The sequence below is a fragment of the Trichloromonas sp. genome (genome assembly GCF_041583255.1).
Classification (GTDB): Bacteria; Desulfobacterota; Desulfuromonadia; order Desulfuromonadales; family Trichloromonadaceae; genus Trichloromonas.
This window is the reverse complement of record NZ_JBFHGD010000061.1, coordinates 1-15,677: the sequence shown is the minus strand read 5'-3', so window position 1 is coordinate 15,677 and position 15,677 is coordinate 1. Positions and strand designations below refer to the sequence as shown.

The following is a 15,677-nucleotide window of genomic DNA, read 5'->3' as shown; positions in this document are numbered from 1 at the left end:
CCTCCACCCGCGCGAACTGATGCTGCTCGAAATGCTCTGCACCCGCTTCGCAGCCAAATCGGTGGAGATCGACCGGGCCGAGGAACATCGCAGAGAGCACCTCTTTGCCCAGCGCCTGGTTTCGATGATCGGAGCCCTCTCGGTCCTCGATGATCGTACCCTGCTTTATCGGAACCTGGTGGAGATGGCCGCCGACCTGCTGGAAGCGTCCTGCGCTTCGCTAATGCTTCTCGATGACAGCGGAGAGAACCTGCGCATCCAGTACGCCCTGGGCATGCAGGAGCCGCTGGCCCACAGCATACGCGTTCCCCTGGGGAGCGGAATTGCCGGCCGGGTCGCCAAGACGGGATTCCCCCTGCTGGTGACGGATATCGAGAAAGACCAGCGGACCGCCATTCACAACCGGCCGCGCTTTCGGACCAAGTCCTTCATCAGCGTTCCGCTGAAGATCAAGGAACAGACGATCGGCGTGCTCAACCTGACCGACAAGATCAACAGCTGCTGCTTCAACGAGAGCGAGATCAACCTGGTCACCTCGCTCACCACCCAGGCGTCCCTGATGTTCGACCGCATCACTTCGCTGGAGCAGGCACGCAAACTCGAAAAACTCGCCATCACAGACCCTCTCACGGGCCTTTACAACCGCCGCTTCCTCGAACGACGCCTCGAAGAGGAACTCAGCCGCAGCGGGCGGCAGAATCTCTCCTTCACCGTCATGCTCATCGACCTCGACCACTTCAAGAACTACAACGATTCCTGCGGCCACATCGCGGGGGACCATGCCCTGCGCCAGGTCGCCACCCTGCTGCGCACCATGGCCCGAGAGATGGACGTGGTCACCCGTTACGGCGGGGAGGAGTTCTTCATCATCCTCCCCGGAACAAGCACCAAGGAGGCCTGGGCCGCCGCAGAGCGCATCCGTCGGGCCATCGCCCAGGAGCCTTTCAGCGGCGAGGAGAAACTTCCGAACGGAAAACTCACCGCCAGCATCGGCATCGCCTCTTTCCCCGCCACCGGGCGCACCGCCGCCACCCTCATCCACACCGCCGACATCGCACTCTACCGTGCCAAAAATCAGGGACGCAACCAGGTGGTAATCTTCGAACAGGGGACCCCCCAAAAGGTCGCATTCATCTGACCCCCCTTGCCCTGAAAGAGTAAACGGGTTATAGATGGTCCGGGCGCGCCACACCGATGATGCGCCCAATTCATGTTGTGAAAGGACCGGACCCCTTAATGCCCCTCGCCCCCCCTGAAAAAAATCTCGTTCTCGCCTCCGCCTCGCCCCGCCGCCGCGACCTTCTCTCCTCGGTGGGAATCGAGTTCGACGTCCTCCCCAGCATGGCCGATGAATGCGTACTCCCCGGAGAAACCCCGGAGGAACACGTCGTACGACTGAGCAAAGAGAAAGCGAATGAGGTCGCCGGCCGCCACGGAAACTCCCGCTGGTACCTCGGCAGCGACACCATCGTACTGCGCGACGCAACCATCCTCGGCAAACCGAAAGACCCCGAAGACGCCGCGGCGATGCTCCGCAGCCTCTCTGGACGCAGCCACCGGGTCCTGTCGGGCTACGCGGTTTTCGACCGCCAAAACGGCACGACCGTCGCGGGGGTCGTCTCGACGAAGGTTCGGTTCAAAGAGTTGACAGAGCAGGAGATCGCTGGGTACATTGACACCGGCGAACCCTTCGACAAGGCGGGATCCTACGCCATTCAGGGGATCGGGGCCTTCATGGTCCTCGGCATCGAAGGGAGCTATACCAATGTGGTGGGCCTCCCACTGTGCGAAGTGGTGGAGGTTCTCGAACGGATCGGGGCAGTACGCCTCTTTTCCCGGCAGGAAAAGGTATAATGGGTATCGAGCAGAATATCGAAGAGATCCGGAAGAGGATGGCTGCGGCCTGCGCCCGCAGCGACCGCAGGGCGGAAGAGGTCGCCCTGGTGGCGGTCTCCAAAACCAAGCCGGCCGAAATGATCGAAGCCGCCGCCGCGGCAGGGCAGACTCTTTTCGGCGAAAGCTATGTCCAGGAGTTCACCGCCAAGCAGGAAGAGGTGCGCTCTGCGGTCACGTGGCATTTCATCGGGGGCCTCCAGGGGAACAAGGTCAAGTACTTGCGGGGAAGGGTCTCCATGATCCACTCGGTCGACCGCCTCTCGCTTGCACAGGAGATCGACCGGCAGTGGGGGATTCTCGGGGAACCGCTGGACATCCTGCTGCAGGCCAACATCGGCGGGGAGACCAGCAAGTCGGGTACCTCCTCCGACGAGGAACTTTTCCGCCTCGCCCGGGAGGTCAGCACCCTGCCCAACCTGCGGGTGCGCGGGCTGATGACCCTCCCCCCCTACGAAGAAGACCCGGAACAGGTACGCCCCTACTTCAGGAGGCTTCGCGAACTGGCTGAAGAGATCGAAACCCTGGCACTCCCAGGGGTCGAGATGAGAGAACTATCCATGGGTATGAGCCACGATTTCGAAGTGGCCATCGAGGAAGGGGCCACCCTCGTCAGGGTCGGCTCCGCCATCTTTGGAGAACGGGAGAAAAAATAGCATGGCAAACGGAACACAGCCCAGGGCCCAGTGGGCCAGCCGTCTGGGCTTCATTCTGGCCGCCGCCGGCAGCGCCGTCGGCCTCGGCAACATCTGGAAGTTCCCCTACATCGCGGGGGAGAACGGCGGGGGCGCCTTCGTCCTGGTCTACCTTGTCTGTATCGCCGTGGTCGGCCTGCCGATCATGATGGCCGAACTGATGATCGGCCGTCACACCCAGCGGGACGCTGTGGGGGCCTTCTACCACCTCGCCGGGAAACGCTCCTTCTGGCCCTCGGCCGGCTGGATAAGCGTCGGGGCGGCCTTCATCATCTGCTCCTACTATTCGGTGGTCGCCGGCTGGACCCTCGACTACGTCTTTCGAGCCGTCACGGGGAGCTTCACCGGGCAACCGGCCGAGGCGATCGAGGGGATGTTCGGGAGCCTTGTCGGCGACGGCACCCGGCAGCTGATCTGGCACTTTATCTTCGTGGCCCTGTGCCTGGGGATCGTCATCGGCGGGGTCCAGAAAGGGATCGAGCGCTGGAGCAAGATCCTGATGCCGATCCTCTTCTGCCTGCTCTTTCTTCTCTTCATGAACGGGATGCTCAGCAAGGGGGCATGGGACGGGATCTCTTTCATGTTCAGCCCCGACTTCTCCAAACTCACCGCCGGTTCCGTGCTTGAAGCCCTCGGCCACGCCTTCTTCACCCTCTCCCTCGGGATGGCGGCGATGATCACCTACGGCTCCTACCTCGATCCCAAGGAGGATCTGCTCGGTGCGAGCGTCCGGGTTGTCTTTCTCGACACCCTCATCGCCCTGATGGCGGGGCTGGCGATCTTCTCGGTCGTCTTCTCCGTCGGCATGGAGCCCGCCGCCGGCCCCGGCCTGGTCTTCAAGACCATCCCGGTGGTCTTCTCCCAGCTCCCTGGCGGTTACGTTCTGGCGATCATCTTCTTCCTGCTGCTCTCCTTCGCGGCGCTCACAAGCAACATCTCCCTGCTCGAATCGCAGGTCGCCTTCCTCATCGATGAAAAGGGGTGGAGCCGCAAGCGCGCAACCACCTTCCTGGCTGGGCTCGCCTTTGTCGTCGGCATCCCTACCGCCCTCTCGTACAACGCCCTCTCCGGGTGGACACCCATCGGGGATCTGACCTTCTTCGACTCCGCCGACATGATCGCCTCCAACTATCTGCTGCCGATCAGCGGCCTGCTCATCGCCATCTACGTCGGGTGGTTCTGGAGCGGAAGCGAGGAGAAGGAAGAGCTGATCGCCGGCGGGACCGGCTGGGTCTATCCCGCCTGGCACTTTCTCATCCGCTACGTCTCACCCCTGGCGGTTGCAACCGTTCTCTATTTCAAGATGAAGGAGACCGGACTTTTCACCTGGCTGGCCTCCCTTTTCGGCTGATTGTCCCGCCATGCGATTTGAAACACTGCTGTTCGACCTCGACGGCACCCTGGTCGACTCGGTCGGTGACCTTGCCACCGCCGCCAACGCCTTACGGGGGGAGCTTGGGCTCCCCCCCCTCGACCTCGGGGCGGTCCGCGCCGCCGTCGGCGACGGCGCCACGGCGCTGGTGCGCCGCGTACTCCCCGACCCACATCACCAGCCGGAACTTCTGGAGCGTTTTCTCCTGCTCTACCGCCGGCACATGCTCGACAGCAGCGCCCTCTACCCTGGGATCGAGCATCTCCTCGATGCCTGCAAGGGGTGCCGCATGGCCGTGGTCACCAACAAGCCCCTCCCCCTGGCGATCGAACTGATCGAGGGACTGGGAATCTCCGAACGCTTCGAAATCGTGGTCGGTCCCGAGTGCTGCGCCGCCAAGAAACCCGACCCGGCACCTGTGCTCCACGCCCTTTCAGCCATGGGTACCGGTGCGACCGGGGCGCTGATGATCGGGGACCATCACACCGACCTGCTCTCCGGACGCTCCGCCGGGGTCGCCACCTGTTTCTGCACCTGGGGGATAGGCCGCCGCGACGACGCTCCCTGCGACCATGTCGCAGACTCCCCCGAGGGGCTTCTCGCCCTGATCCGGGGGAGCATGCCGTGACCCGCATCCCCCTGACCCTGCGGGAGACCTCCCTCTTCTTCTTCCCCCTGCTGCTCAACGTGCAGCTGATGAGCGTCTCCCACTCGATCATAAACGGGGCCTTGGCGCGCCTGGAGGATTACGTTACCGCGCTGGCCGCCTTCTCCGTGGCGATGGTGGTCCACCTCTTTCTGGCCTCCCCCTCCTACCAGAACCACACCATCACCATCGCCACCGTCCGCGGCCGATATTCCCTCAAAGGGATGATCCTTTTCGTCCTCCTGATCGCCAGCTACGTCTCGGTCATGCTTGCCCTGATCGCCTACACCCCCGTCGGACTGTTCATCCTCGACAAGGTGCTCGGGGTGCAGGGGGAGATCGCCGAAGGGGTGAGGGAGGTCATCGGCATCCTCGTCCTGCTCCCCTTCTTCACCGGTTTCCGGGGTCTCTTTCAGGGGCTGGTGATCCGCGCCCGGCGCACCGGCCTGGTCTCGCTCTCCACCGCCATACGGATCGGCGCCCTCCTCTTCTTCCTCGTCACGGGGCGCCCATGGTTCTCGGGGGTGGGGCTCGGCGCCTTCGCCCTGCTCGCCTGCATCGCCGTCGAAACGACGCTGATGGGCGTCTTTGCCTGGCGCTGCCGCGTCCGACACACGGGGAGCGCCGACGAACGGGGCGCAGTGGACATTCTGCGCTTCGCCTTCCCGCTGGCCTACGCTTCCTGCCTGCAGCAGTGCGTGCCGCTGCTCATCAACGCCATCATCAGCCGACTCCCCGACGGCCCCCTGGCGCTGGCCTCCTTCGGGGTCATCCGCGGCTTCATCTTTCTGCTCGGCGGCCCCATGCGCAACCTGCTGCAGGCCTACCAGACCCTGGTCAAGAACGAGGCCGACTACCGGGTTTTGGTACGCTTCTTCCGCTGGGTCGGCAGCGGTCTCGCCATCCTCACCGTGCTCATCGCCTATCCGCTGCAGGAGCCGATCCTCGGCCGCCTGATGGGGCTGGATGCCGCAACCCGCGCCTATATCGCCCTGCCGCTGGCGGCCTGCGCCCTCTATTGCTACCTGTACGGCGCCTCCAGCCTGCTGCGCGGCTGGTTCACCAGCGAAAACCGCACCTCAGAACTCGGCCGCTCGGTCATCTACAAAGTTCTGTTCCTCGGCGCCTGCTGGAGCTTCCTGCTGCTCTTCCCCCTGCCCATTCCCGGTGTGGCCGTCGCCGTCTTTCTGCTCATGGCCACCGAACTCTGTGAAGCCTGGTATCTTTACAACCGCCGTAACCACCTGCGGCTCACCACGACTGTTATTGCCTGACAACCGCCTCCGGCGTACAATGAAAACAATAGGAGGCCATATGGAGAAAAAACATCCCTGCCCCGACTGCAAGATGTGCCAGTGGTGCAGCGACGATCGTTGCCGCATGTGCCTGAAGACCGGCTGCAAAAAGAAGCTGTCGATGGCCGAGCAGATCGCGTTGTTTGAAAAGATCAATCGTGAAAAAGCCCCCGACAGCAAAAAATAATTGTTCAGCAATCCCCACGACAAAACAAAAGCGCCCCGGATCCACAAGATCCGGGGCGCTTATTTATTTAGTGGAACGAATGGCTCAGCGAGTGGGGGGATACTGGGCCAGGATATCCCTGACCGCCGTGCGGATCTTGCCCTGGGCGTCCCGCTCGTCGGTGATGGCGCCGCTGCCCCGGCCCTGCCAGACCAAAATGCCGGTTTTGCGGTCGATCAAGTCGATGATCAGCGTCCCCTTGCTGTACGATTGCTGCTGGCCGCGCCCCTGCGCCTCCCCGGTCCAGCGCCATTGGTAGCTGTAGCCCAGGGCTCCCGGGGTCGCCGCTACGGCGTCCTGGAACCGGGTGGTGTATTTCACCAGCAGATCCGGCTCATCGGCCCTGGCCTGCATTCCTTTCAAATCGAGTTCCTCGGCCACCGCCCGGCGGATCAACTGGTCGGTTCGATCATCGCCGACCAGGGCATCGACCAGGGCCGGCTTGCCGTCGACCCAGAACCAGCTGCGATAGCTCGAAAAGTCGGCCTTCCAGTCGTACGATCGCTCAACCACCGGCTTCTGCGCACAAGCCAGCAAACCCGTCAACAACAGAATCAACAACAGCAGTCGCAGCAGTTTCATGGCATCTCTCCCTGGCAGCAACGGTCCCACACAATGGCATCTGCAGACATGAACAATCGGCTATCCGCAACCAAGTTTACCAGAGTTCCGCGGCCTTGCTCCCTGTGCCGGAAAGATTCCTGCCCGCATCAGCCCTCGCCGACCACCTGCAGAAACTTCCAGCGACCACTGCGGTAGCGCAGGTAGAAGATGACACTGAAGGCCAGAAACAGGAAAATCTGCACCAGCCAGGCGGTCTGGGGCGGCAGTCGCAGCACCTTCAGCGCCAGGTACAGAACCGGCAGCAGCAGCCAGTGCATGGCGACCGAGATGCACATGGCCCAGAAAGTGTCTCCGGCGCCGCGCAGCACGCCGCTGCAGACCAGCATCACCGCATCGGCCAGCACGTAGAAGGCGGCCAGGCGCAGCATGACGGTGGCCAGCGGAGCCGCCTGGGCATAGACCGCATCGGGAGCAGCGGGGGCGAAGATGGTCACCAGCGGCCCAGGCAAAAACACGAACAGAATCAGGATGACCGAGGAATACGCCCAGCCCATCTTCAGTCCCGAACGGGCCGCCCGTTCGGCCACCTCAGGACGGCCGGCCCCGAGGTAGCGCCCGACCAGGCTGACCACGCCGATCTGGATGCCGATCAGCGGCACGAAGGAAACCATATCCCAGTTAAAAACGATGGTGACGGCCGTGGCCGTGGCCGGCCCATGGGAATGAAACAGCAGGATCATCAGGGTAAAGGCGAGCAGGTTCAGAAACATCTCCACCCCGGCCGGAGAGCCGAACCGCAGCAGTTTTTTCATCACCGCGCCATCGAAGCGCAGCGCCGACACCACCTCGAATTCCCGCCGGGTGCCTCGCCCCAGGTAGGCGGCCAGCAGCACCAGCAGGGCGCAGAAACTGCCGAGCAGGGTGCCGATGGCGGCGCCGCGGATACCGAGGGCGGGAAGGCCGAAGCGGCCGAAAATCAGCACGTAGTTGGCAGCGATGTTGACCAGCATGGCGACCAGGGCCGAGAGCATGACCACCCGGGTGCGGCCGATGCCGGAGAAAAAGCTGGAAAGACAGGTGCGCAGCAGCACCAGCACGGCCCCGTAGAGCAGGATATCGAAATAGGCCTGCTGCTGGATCAGTTGCGCAGGGGCGATTCCGCTAACGGCAAAGAGCCGGTGGACCAGGGGCCGGCCGGAAAGGATCAGCGGATAGGCCAGCAGGGCGACAAAAAGGGTCTGGGTCACCACCCGGGCACAGATTTCCTTGCGTCCGGCGCCGAGATACTGGGCGACCAGCGCCGTGGCGTAGCCGATCAGGCCGATAAAAAAGGTCATCATCATGAAACTGGCCAGGCCGCCGGCCATGGAGGCGCTCATCGGAACCGTCCCCAACCGCGACAAAAACAGCCGGTCGACGAAGATCATCGCCGTTTCGCTGGCGTGGGAAACCACCATCGGCAGGGCGATGGCCAGCATCTCCCGCAAGCCCCCCGGCAGCGGCGGCCGGCTTTCCCTCGCTGGCCTATTATTCCTCATGCTATATCCCACCATTAAAAGACAAAAAAAAGCGGCCTCACGCTTGCCTTGCCGGCAACTCAACCTGCAGCGCCGCCATTACAACGCCGCCCGGGGCAAAAGTCAATCGGCACCCGCTGCGCATAGCTATTTTGTCCAAGCAAAGTCGGACAGTCTCATTTGAAACTTTTTTCTTCGGATTTCAATGCTAGAATTATTCGGTATTTCAAACTGCTATCGTCAACCAATAACGCAAAGGATTCCCCTTGAACCAGTCCGCTTTCCGCCGCCTGCACCGGTGGCTGCTGCCGATGCTCGCCCTGCTCTCTTTTTCATCACCGGTTCTGGGCGATATCGCCGGCGGCCTGCTCGACTGCGCCCAGATCGAGATTGACAGCGAACGGCTGGACTGCTACGACAGCCTTGCCCGCCAGATGCCGGCGGTGCCGGAACTGGCGCCGGCCGAACCGGCCGCGGCCTGCCCGGCGGAGCCCGCCGACGAGGACTCCTACCTGGCAAAACGCTGGGACCTCGACGAATCGGGGATTCGCGGCCGCTTCACCCTGATCCCCCACCGGGACAACTACATCATGCCGCTGACCTACAACGGCAGCCAGGACCAGCCCTCCGACGGCGCCGAGTACCCGGTCAGGGAGGTCGACAACCACGAGGTCAAATACCAGATCAGCTTCAAGAGCAAGCTCTGGCAGGATGTACTGGGCCATAAGATGGACCTCTGGTTCGCCTACACCCAGCAGTCGTACTGGCAGCTCTACAACTTCGACGAGTCGGCGCCGTTTCGCGAGACCAACTACGAACCGGAGCTGCTGCTCAACTTCCGCCCGAAGATGAAGCTGCTGGGGATGGACGTGCGCACCTTCAACACCGGTTTCAACCACCAGTCCAACGGGCGCTCGGAACCGCTGTCGCGCAGCTGGAATCGCCTGGTCGCCAACCTCGGCCTTGAAAAGGGCCCCTTCACGCTGATCTTGAAAAGCTGGTACCGCATCCCCGAAAGCCGCGCCGAAGACGACAACCGCGATATCGACGCCTATCTCGGCTACGGCGAGATTCAGACCTATTACCGCTGGCACGATCACCGGTTGGGGCTGATGCTGCGCAACAACCTGCGCAGCGGCGACAACCGCGGCGCCCTGCTGCTGGACTGGAGCTTTCCGGTCATGGAGAAAGTCGGCCTGTACATCCAGTATTTCAACGGCTACGGCGAGAACCTGCTCGACTATGACCAACACGCCAACCGGATCGGCATCGGCTTCATCCTGAGCGACTGGAACTGAAAAAACGACAATCGGCTCGCGCGAAAGTTTCGACAAGCGCCACCGGCATCCGCCCTTTTTTAAGCCGATCAAGTGCCAGACATGGCATCCATATTGCTTCGACACGCAAGAAGATCAACCCTTGGCGGCAGCCGGGGCAAGCCCGGCGATTTTGCCCACATTTCAGGGATCAAGACCCCTGTCAAAATTCGGACACAGCCGCCTCCGTCTGATTAAAACAGTTCCCTTTTCCCTTGTTTTTTGCACCTGCCCACCGTATCATGGGTGCGTTTTACAACATTATCTCCGGATGGAACATGCTGTTTTTTTTACAAAGATACGTTCAGGCGACATGGCTGCTGCTGATTACTTTTACCGGGGTGGCCCTCGGCTGCCTGACCGCAACCATCCTGGGTCTTGGCCTTGGCGATGCCCTGCCAAAAACCAGATCGACAGGCGAACTCGTCGCCCCTGTCGGCAAAAAATCGCTGGCCGATTATGCCATCATCTCCCAGCGTAACATCTTTGACTCAACCGCACCCGGCCTGCCGGTCGGCCATGCCGCGGAAAACACCCGTGAGACCAGAACAGTCGCTCCGCGCCGGGCAGACCTCAAACTGGTTGGCACTGTTACCGGCGGCGAAGATGACTCGCTGGCTCTGATCGAAGCGGACAAAACCCTGAAAGCCTACCGCCTCGACGATGCAATTCCCGGTGGCGGCCGCTTGATCGAGGTCTCACGCAACGTCGTCAGCATCGAATACGATGACGGCAGCATCGCCATCCTCCCCCTTTATCCAAACGACTCCCCCCGCCAGAAACCTGCGTCACCGGTCAACGCCAGTGGAGACGGGATCAGGCCGTTGGAACGGAACCGCTGGCTGATAGATACACGCGTCGTTGACGAAGCCCGAGCCAACCTTGGTGAGGTACTCAAATCAGCCCGCATGGAACCGCGCCTGGTGAACGGCGCTACCGACGGCTTTGCTATAGTCATGGTCCGCCCCGGCTCACTGCTGGCCCGGATGGGTTTACAAAAAGGGGACGTGGTACTGCAGGTCAACGGCATGCCTTTGAACAGTCCGGAAAAGGCCCTGCAGGTTTTCCAGCAACTCAGGGAAGCCCGCTCGCTGTCGATCAGCCTCGAACGGCAGGGCCAACCGACCCTTTTCGAATACGAAGTTAACTGAATCGCAGGTTCCATTCAATTCTGAACAGCCTTGCCGTGTGCGGCATTTTCACTTATGAGGAGTATTTTCAGGTGACATTCCACAAAGGTGCGTATCTTGTTCTATTTATGGCGGTTCTGCTGTGGGCTGCTCCCGTGAGCCTGCTTGCGCAATCCCACGAAGAAAAACTCAGCCTCGATTTCAAAAACATCGAATTGCCGGCACTGATCCAGACCATCAGCGAACTGACCGGAAAAAACTTTGTCTACGATGAATCGGTCAAAGGGAACGTGACCATTTCCTCCCCTGTCGAACTGACCCGCGGCGAGGCCTACAACCTCTTCCTCACCGTCCTCAACGTCAAGGGCTTCACCGTCGTCCCTTCCGGAAAAATCAATAAAATCATCTTGACCAGGGATGCCAAGGAAAGCACCCTGCCGTCGGCGGGCAGTCGGGTCAGCGGAGAACAGTTCACAACCCGCCTGATTCCCCTGCAGAATGCCGACGCCACCCTGCTGGCCAGCACCGTGCTGCCGCCGCTGGTACCGAAGACCAGCTACATTGCCGCCTTCGCCCCGGCGAACACCCTGCTGATCACCGACACTGCCGCCAACATCGAGCGCCTCATCGGCATTATCAGGGAACTCGATGTCGCCAGCGCCCCCGAACAGCTGGAAATCATAGTCCTGCAGCACGCCGCAGCCGATGAAGTCGCCAAAGTCTGCACCCAGGTATTGTCCGTGGGGGCCGCCAGCTCACCGAGGGCCCGCGGCCGCAACGCCCAACCTGCTGGCACAGAATTGAGCAAGGTGATCCCCTATCCTCACACCAATACGCTGGTGGTCATGGCCTCCAGTGAGGATATGGACACCATCAGAACCCTGATCCAGAAGCTCGACCAGAAGCCTTCGCAGCAGCGCTCCCATATCAACGTGTACTACCTGGAAAACGCCGATGCCCTGCTGCTGGCGCAAACCCTCAACGACATCCTGAACAAGACCCAGACCAGCCCGACCGCAGCGGTTCCGGGCCAGGCCAGGGCCACCGAAGCCTCCACCAGCGGCCCGGTCAGCATCATTGCCGACAAGCCGACCAATTCACTGATCATCAACGCCACGCCGGCCGACTTCGACATCATCCAGGGGATCATCGGCCAGCTCGACATCAAGCGCAAGCAGGTCTACGTCGAAGCGCTGATCATGGAAATTTCCATGGATGCCACCAAGAAACTCGGCATGTCGCTGCAGGGAGCAGTCAACATCGGCAGCAACAGCGCCACTTATTTCAGCACAGGCACCTCTGCAGCAACACCGCTGTTGCTTGACGACAATGGCTTGCCGAGCGTGCTGAGCGCCGCCGTCGACGGCATCATGATGGGCGGCCTGTTCAACCCGATCACCGTCACCAATCCACTGGATAAAAATGAGACCATCACCGTACCGGCGCTGTCGGCCCTGATCGACCTCTCCAAGACCGACTCCGATGTCAACATCCTCTCGGCCCCGCGCCTGCTTACCTCGGACAACGAGGAGGCCGAGATCATCGTCGGCTCCAACGTGCCGATGATCACCAACCGCCTCACCGACAGCGGCGGCGCCGGACTGGCCCAGAGCGTTTCCGTCGAACGCAAGGACGTCGCCCTGACCCTGCGCTTCACCCCGCAGATCACCGAGGGGGAACAGGTGCGGCTGCAGGTCTATCAGGAAATCACGGATCTAGTAGACAGCAAGTCGTCCCAATCAGTTGGCAGCGTCGATCAAGTCGGGCCAACGCTGACCAAACGACTGCTGCGCAATTCGGTCATCGCCGAAAACGGCAAGACCGTGGTCCTCGGCGGACTGATCCGCAACAACCTGAAGGAGTCCGTCTCCAAAGTCCCGCTGCTTGGCGATATTCCGCTACTTGGCTGGCTATTCAAGAAAACGAGCAGGTCTGAAGAAAAGACCAACCTGCTGGTCTTCATCACCCCCAAAATTATTCGCAATGCCGACGATCTTGAAAAGGTGACCAGCGAAGCCTCGATGAAAATGGATCTCTCCCGCGTCGGCGACGTGGCTTCGGATACGGTGGTCGAGAACCTGAAACCGGCTCCGGTTGCGGAAGCCGGGAACTGAGGAGCGATGAACAGCTGGAAACTCCTGGGAGAAATTCTCAGGGATGAGCACAAGATCGCGCCGGAGACCATCGAAGCGGCGCTGCGTTCCTGTGGCAAAACGGGCAAGCGGATTGGCGAGAGCCTGCTCGCCGCCAAGGAGATCACCGAGGCGCAACTGGCCGAGGCGCTGGCGACCCAGCAGGGGCTGCTCTGCCTGCAGACCCTGCCTGCCGAGGTGCCGGCAGAGCTCCTCTCCCTGGTGCCCATCGGTTTCGCCAAGGAGTACCGTATTTTCCCCATGGGCCGGGCCAACGGGCGCCTGCAGCTGGCCATGGCCGACCCCCTCGACAGCCGCCCCCTTAACGACCTGACGGTGCTGACCGGCGACTGGATCGAAATCACGGTCGCCCCGGCAGCAGAAATCCTTCGTGCCATCAACCGCAGCTACGAGCGACAGGCCGAAAAAGCCCGGGAAGTGGTGGACGAAATCGAAGGCAAAGGGGACATCCAGCTCGGCCGGGGGCTGGAACCGGCCGACCTGCTCGACACCTCGGACGAGGCGCCGATCATTCGCTTTGTCAACAGCCTGATCACCCAAGGGTACAAGGAGCGGGCCAGCGATATCCACATCGAACCGTTCGAGACGGAAATCATCGTCCGCTACCGCATCGACGGCATTCTCTACGAGGTGCTGCGCCCGCCACACCAGGCCCAGGCCAGCATCATCTCCCGCATCAAGATCATGGCCGGGCTCAACATCGCCGAAAAGCGTCTCCCCCAGGACGGCCGTTTCCGGGTGCGCATCGCCGGCAAGGATCTCGACGTGCGCGTCTCCACCCTGCCCACCGCCTTTGGCGAACGGGTGGTCATGCGCCTGCTTGAGCAGAGTTCCAGCGTCCTCAACCTCGAGGACATGGGCCTTGAGCCGCAGCTGCTGGCCCAGGCGATCCGGATGATCCACAAGCCCCACGGCATCTTCCTGGTCACCGGACCAACCGGTTCAGGCAAAACCACCACCCTTTACGCAGCGCTGACCCGACTCAACAACCACGAAAAGAACATCATCACCGTCGAGGACCCGATCGAGTACCAGCTGACCGGGGTCGGCCAGATCCAGGTCAACCCGAAGATCAACCTGACCTTCGCCGTCGGCCTGCGTTCGATCCTGCGCCAGGATCCGGATGTCATCATGGTCGGCGAGATCCGCGACGGCGAGACGGCGGATATCGCCGTGCAGTCGGCCCTTACCGGCCACATGGTCTTTTCCACCCTGCACACCAACGACGCCGCCGGCGCCCTGACCCGACTGGTGGAAATGGGGATCGAGCCGTTTCTGGCCGCCTCTTCCATCGTCGGCATCCTGGCCCAGCGCCTGGTGCGCAGAATCTGCCCCGACTGTCGCGAAGCCTACCAGCCGAGTGTCGAAATGCTGCAGGAGATGGGACTGGCCAACGCGGTACCGGCCGGTGCCCACTTCTACCGCGGCGCCGGTTGTCCCCACTGCATGGACATCGGCTATCGCGGCCGCACCGGCATTTACGAGTTGATGGCCGTCGACGAGCAGGTCCGCGACCTGCTGCTGCAGAACAAGGATTCGGCCAGCATCAAAAATGCGGCGATTCGCAACGGCATGCAGACCCTGCGTGATGCCGGTCTTGCCAAGGCGCTGCGCGGCGAGACGACCATCGAAGAAGTGCTGCGCGTTACCCAGGAAGAGGGCTAAGGGTGCCGTTGTTCGAGTACGCCGGGCTCGATGCCCAGGGGAAAAAGGTTTCCGGAACCATCGAAGCCGCCGGCAAGAAAGCGGCGACCCAACAGCTGCGCGGTCAAGGTATCTTCACCACCCGGCTGGACGAGGAGACGACCGCGCCGCCCGCCAGCGCCAGCCGTCGCCCCCGGCTCTTCAACGGCTTCAGCCGACGCGTCTCCCCGGCAGATTTTGCCGCCACCACCCGCCAGCTGGCCACACTGCTGGGGGCCGGCCTGCCGCTGGACGAAGCCCTGGCAACCCTCGCGGGCCAACTTGAGCAATCACCGCTGGCCCGCATTCTCGGCAGCGTTCGCGGCGAGGTCCTCCAGGGAACGGCGCTGCACACGGCGCTGGCCCGCCATCCCCACATCTTTTCGCCGCTCTTCGTCAACATGATTGAAGTCGGCGAGCATAGCGGAACCCTCGATCAGGTACTGGAACAGCTGGCCGATTTTCTTGAGGAACAAGCCCGGCTGCACTCACGACTGCAGGCGGCCCTGGCCTACCCGCTGCTGATGGCGGTTATCGGCACCGCCGTGCTGATATTTCTTGTCACCTTCGTCGTTCCAAAAGTTACCCGCATGCTGACAGACATGGGGCAGAGCCTTCCATTGCCGACCCGTCTGCTGATCTCCGGCAGCGATTTCCTCACCGACTGGTGGTGGCTGTTGCTGATCCTGATCGCCGCCGCGGCCATAGGCCTGCAGCGCTACGCCAACAGCGAAAAAGGGCGCCTTGAATTCGACCGGCTGGCCTTGCGGCTGCCCCTGTTCGGCCGACTCAACCTGTTGCTGGCCACGGCCCGCCTGACCCGCACCCTCGGCACCCTGCTGCAGAGCGGCGTGCCGCTGCTCAAGGCTCTGTCCATCGTCGCCAACCTGTTGACCAACCGGATCCTGCGGCAGGCCATCGACGATACCACCCTCGCGGTCCGTGAAGGAGAAAGCCTGGCGGCGCCGCTGAAGCGGGCGGCCGTCTTTCCACCGATGGTCGCCCAGATGGCGGCGGTCGGTGAACGCAGCGGCGAACTGGAAACGATGCTGCTGCGGGTGGCTGATGCCTACGAACACCAGGCCGAGCTGCGCATCGCCGGACTCCTTTCCCTGCTCGAACCGCTGATGATCCTGCTTATGGGGGGCGCTGTCGGCTTCATCGTACTGGCCATCCTGCTCCCCATT

General features: G+C 62.1%; 14 protein-coding genes. 12 read left to right on the top strand and 2 right to left on the bottom strand.

From position 1 onward, the window contains the following. The 7 genes from ABYV89_RS06910 to ABYV89_RS06880 all read left to right on the top strand — a co-directional run. Positions 1 to 1,138: sensor domain-containing diguanylate cyclase (locus tag ABYV89_RS06910; RefSeq protein ID WP_432822215.1), on the top strand; the 1,138-nt coding region annotated here is incomplete at its 5' end. Positions 1,139 to 1,236: 98 nt separating this feature from the next. After that, complete coding sequence (locus ABYV89_RS06905; RefSeq protein WP_432822214.1) at positions 1,237 to 1,854, top strand: Maf family protein; 618 nt, start codon at positions 1,237 to 1,239, stop codon at positions 1,852 to 1,854. Next, positions 1,854 to 2,549, top strand: a complete 696-nt coding sequence (locus ABYV89_RS06900) for a YggS family pyridoxal phosphate-dependent enzyme (RefSeq protein ID WP_432822213.1) — start codon at positions 1,854 to 1,856, stop codon at positions 2,547 to 2,549. The genes ABYV89_RS06905 and ABYV89_RS06900 overlap by 1 nt, the downstream gene beginning before the upstream one ends. A 1-nt stretch (position 2,550) precedes the next feature. Next, positions 2,551 to 3,939: a sodium-dependent transporter gene (locus ABYV89_RS06895; protein WP_432822212.1), complete on the top strand. Its 1,389-nt coding sequence runs from the start codon at positions 2,551 to 2,553 to the stop codon at positions 3,937 to 3,939. Positions 3,940 to 3,949: 10 nt separating this feature from the next. Further along, positions 3,950 to 4,588, top strand: a complete 639-nt coding sequence (locus tag ABYV89_RS06890; protein WP_432822211.1) for an HAD family hydrolase — start codon at positions 3,950 to 3,952, stop codon at positions 4,586 to 4,588. Beyond that, positions 4,585 to 5,880, top strand: a complete 1,296-nt coding sequence (locus ABYV89_RS06885) for a hypothetical protein (protein WP_432822210.1) — start codon at positions 4,585 to 4,587, stop codon at positions 5,878 to 5,880. Before ABYV89_RS06890 ends, ABYV89_RS06885 begins: the two co-directional genes overlap by 4 nt. Positions 5,881 to 5,920: 40 nt before the next feature. Continuing rightward, positions 5,921 to 6,088: a hypothetical protein gene (locus ABYV89_RS06880; RefSeq protein ID WP_432822209.1), complete on the top strand. Its 168-nt coding sequence runs from the start codon at positions 5,921 to 5,923 to the stop codon at positions 6,086 to 6,088. A gap of 84 nt (positions 6,089 to 6,172) precedes the next feature. Here ABYV89_RS06880 and ABYV89_RS06875 read toward each other — a convergent pair whose 3' ends face one another. Both ABYV89_RS06875 and ABYV89_RS06870 read right to left on the bottom strand, forming a co-directional pair. Then, positions 6,173 to 6,709 carry a DUF4136 domain-containing protein gene (locus ABYV89_RS06875; RefSeq protein WP_432822208.1) on the bottom strand — a complete coding sequence of 179 codons (537 nt, stop codon included), beginning with the start codon at positions 6,707 to 6,709 and terminating at the stop codon, positions 6,173 to 6,175. Positions 6,710 to 6,837: 128 nt separating this feature from the next. Beyond that, positions 6,838 to 8,229, bottom strand: coding sequence for an MATE family efflux transporter (locus ABYV89_RS06870; protein ID WP_432822207.1), 1,392 nt, complete (start codon positions 8,227 to 8,229; stop codon positions 6,838 to 6,840). 245 nt (positions 8,230 to 8,474) lie between these two features. On the opposite strand from ABYV89_RS06870, the gene ABYV89_RS06865 reads away from it, so the two are divergent. The 5 genes from ABYV89_RS06865 to gspF all read left to right on the top strand — a co-directional run. After that, a complete protein-coding gene (locus ABYV89_RS06865; RefSeq protein ID WP_432822206.1) occupies positions 8,475 to 9,506 on the top strand; it encodes a phospholipase A in 1,032 nt (343 codons plus the stop codon). Positions 9,507 to 9,802: 296 nt separating this feature from the next. Next, positions 9,803 to 10,675 (top strand): type II secretion system protein GspC, encoded by an 873-nt coding sequence (gspC, locus tag ABYV89_RS06860; RefSeq protein WP_432822205.1) that lies wholly within the window; start codon positions 9,803 to 9,805, stop codon positions 10,673 to 10,675. Positions 10,676 to 10,746: 71 nt separating this feature from the next. Next, the gene (gene gspD, locus ABYV89_RS06855; RefSeq protein ID WP_432822204.1) at positions 10,747 to 12,768 is read left to right on the top strand and encodes a type II secretion system secretin GspD; all 2,022 of its coding nucleotides are present in this window, start codon (positions 10,747 to 10,749) and stop codon (positions 12,766 to 12,768) included. Between the two features lie 6 nt (positions 12,769 to 12,774). Beyond that, the gene (gene gspE / locus ABYV89_RS06850; protein ID WP_432822203.1) at positions 12,775 to 14,472 is read left to right on the top strand and encodes a type II secretion system ATPase GspE; all 1,698 of its coding nucleotides are present in this window, start codon (positions 12,775 to 12,777) and stop codon (positions 14,470 to 14,472) included. Positions 14,473 to 14,474: 2 nt separating this feature from the next. Then, a partial coding sequence (gspF, locus tag ABYV89_RS06845) for a type II secretion system inner membrane protein GspF (RefSeq protein WP_432822202.1) occupies positions 14,475 to 15,677 on the top strand: 1,203 nt, incomplete at its 3' end.